We start from the raw sequence: 2,903 nt of genomic DNA, 5'->3' as shown, positions 1-2,903 counted from the left end.
TTGCAGCAGGCTCCGGTCGCGCCGGGGGTGTCGGCTGAGCGAAGCGATGATGGGGTTGGGTTTGGGTTGGTGGTGTGGCCGGTGTCGGCGCGGACTGCTGCGGCGTTGGGTGCGCAGGCGGAGCGGTTGCATCAGCATTTGGTTGGTCATCCGGATTTGGATTTGACTGATGTGGCTTTCAGTTTGGGCTGCACCCGTGCGCATCATTCGTATCGGGCGGTGATCACGGGGTCGGTGGCCGCAGCTGATCCGCGGAAAGATTTGTTGGATGCGTTGGATGCGCTGCGTGGTGGTGAGCCTCATCCGCAGCTGACTCGGCATCATTATTTGGCTCATCTGCGTGGTAAGACGGTGTTCGTTTTACCTGGTCAGGGTGGGCAGTACCTGGGTATGGGGCGTGCGCTTTATGCACAGCATCGGGTGTTTGCTGACATGGTTGATGCTTGTGATGAGGCGTTGGGTCCGATTACGGGGTGGTCGGTGCGGGAGGTGTTGTGTCAGGGTTCGGGGGCTCCGGCGTTGGAGCGGGTGGATGTGGTTCAGCCGGTGTTGTTCACGATGATGGTGTCGTTGGCTGAGGTGTTGGGCCACTACGGCGTTGTCCCGGAGGCGGTGATCGGTCATTCTCAGGGTGAGATCGCCGCGGCCTATATCGCTGGGGTGTTTTCGTTGCCCGAGGCGGCCAAGGTGGTGGCGCTGCGCAGTCAGGCGTTGAGCGTGCTCGGTGGTGCCGGGGGGATGGCGTCGGTGTTGCTGGATGCTGAGCAGTTGCGTTCACGTCTGCGGCCGTGGGGGCAGGCGTTGAGCATCGCGGCGATCAACGGCCCCTCGCACACCATCGTCAGTGGTGAGCCCGGCGCGCTGGAGCAGTTCAGCGCGGCGTGTGAGGGTGATGGTGTCCATGTCCGGGTGATCGCGGTGGATTACGCCTCGCATTCTGTTCAGGTTGAGCCGCTGCGGGAGCGGCTGCTGGCCGAGTTGGCTGATTTGCAGCCGGCGCCGGCGCGTATTCCGTTGTATTCGACGGTGGGAGAGGCGCTTTCGGTGGATGCCTTAGATACCACCAAGATGGATGCCGAGTATTGGTATCGCAATCTGCGTGAGCCGGTGCAGTTTTATGACGCGGTGGTCGAGCGTTTGGCCGCTGGTGAGTGTACGTTTGTGGAGTTGTCCCCGCATCCGGTGTTGGCTCCGGCGATTGCTGACACGTTGGCCCAGACGTCGGGGCGTCATCAGTCCGCGGTGGTCCCCACGTTGCATCGGGAGCGGCCCGATCAAGACGCTCTGGCGACGGCGTTGGCTCAGCTGCACAATCATGGTCACAGCCCGTCGTGGTCGGCGCTGTATCCGCATGCGCGCACCGTGGACCTGCCTACCTATCCCTTCCAACACCGCTCCTACTGGCTGGCGCCCACCGCGACCGGTGACGCTTGCGGGCTCGGCCTGGACCCTGCAGAGCATCCCTTGTTGAGCGCGGTCGCTACCCTGGCCGGCCAGGACCAGTTCGTGGTCAGCGGGCGGCTATCCCTTAGCGTTGAGGGTTGGCTGGTCGGGCATCAAGTCAACGACACCGTGGTGTTCCCGGCGGCGGGGTTCATTGAGGTGCTGTTGCGGGCTGGTGAGTTGAGCGGTTGCCCGGCGATCGATGAGCTGATCTTGCATGCTCCTGTGGTTTTGTCGGGTGAAGCGCCGACCGATCTGCAGATTGTGGTGCAGGCCCTTGATGAGCAGGGGCGGCGAGCGGTTAGCGTGCATTCGCGCACTGGCGGGCAGTCTGGGGTGTGGATGTTGCATGCTAGTGGGGCGTTAAGTGCTGATCAGCCCGCAGCTGAGGTCTCGCCCCTGGCGGCACCGGGGGTGGAAGGCATTGACCAGGACGACTTCTATGACCGGCTGGCCCAGCGGGGTTACCGTTACGGTGGTCCATTTCGGTCGCTGCAGGGCATCGGTGCTGACCCGGTTCGGCCCGAGGTTGTCCATGCCGAGGTGGCGTTGCCCGCCGGCGCCGACGTGGCCGGCTACGGTATCCATCCGGCTCTGCTGGATGGCGCCTTGCATCCGTTGGTCTCGGTGCTGGAGGGTTCCGGTGGGGCCGACTCGGGATCGCTCAAGCTTCCGTACGTCTTTAGCGGGGTCAGTCTGTATGCCACCGCGGCCACCCAGCTGCATGTCGAGCTGACCCGTACCGGTGAGGACACCGTTGCTCTGCGGGCGACCGATCCCACCGGTGCGCCGGTGATCACTATCAGTGCGGTGACGTTGCGCGCGGTCTCCGACCAGATCGGCGGGTCGGCCCCGACTACGCGGACATCGGACAGCTTGTTCGAGTTGACTTGGCTGTCGCTGCCTGACTTGCCCGCTTCGTCCGGCTCCTTGGCAACCGAAGGACCGGTGTGGGCGGTATGCGCCGATGCCCCCGAGCAGCTGTCGGCTGCTCTGGCCGACGGGATGGTCCACACCGACCTAGCTAGCCTGACCCCATGCCCGCAGTTGGTGATCTGGCAATTAGCCCGGCCAGCGGAGCAGGCAGCAGCCGAGAGTGATCCGCTGCAGCGAGTCCATGTTTTGACCCGCCAGGTTTTGGCCCAGCTGCAGAGCTGGCTGGCCCGGCCCGACACCGCCACCACCCGACTGATGATCATCACCTGCCACGCCGTGACCACCAGCGTCTACGATCGAGCCCCCGATCTAGCGCACGCCGCAGCGTGGGGCCTGCTCCACAGCGCGCAACAAGAGCGACCCGACCGGATCATTTTGCTCGACACCGATGACACCGCCGCCAGCAACGACAACCTGCTGGTCGTGGCCTCCACGCCGCCGGCCGGTGAGCCGCAGCTGGCCCTGCGCAACGGTGTCGTCCACATCCCCCGCCTGGCCCGCACGGCGAGCCTGACCCCACCTGA

The 2,903-nt window shown here is 64.7% G+C and carries 1 protein-coding gene; it reads left to right on the top strand.

The genetic code is table 11. The annotated features are described in order from the left end of the window. Positions 1 to 81: 81 nt before the first annotated feature. Positions 82 to 2,903: acyltransferase domain-containing protein (locus F0Q45_RS25165; RefSeq protein WP_188113157.1), on the top strand; the 2,822-nt coding region annotated here is incomplete at its 3' end.

The organism is Mycobacterium simiae (assembly GCF_008370645.1).
GTDB lineage: Bacteria > Actinomycetota > Actinomycetes > Mycobacteriales > Mycobacteriaceae > Mycobacterium > Mycobacterium simiae_A.
This window is presented reverse-complemented; position numbering and strand designations above follow the sequence as displayed.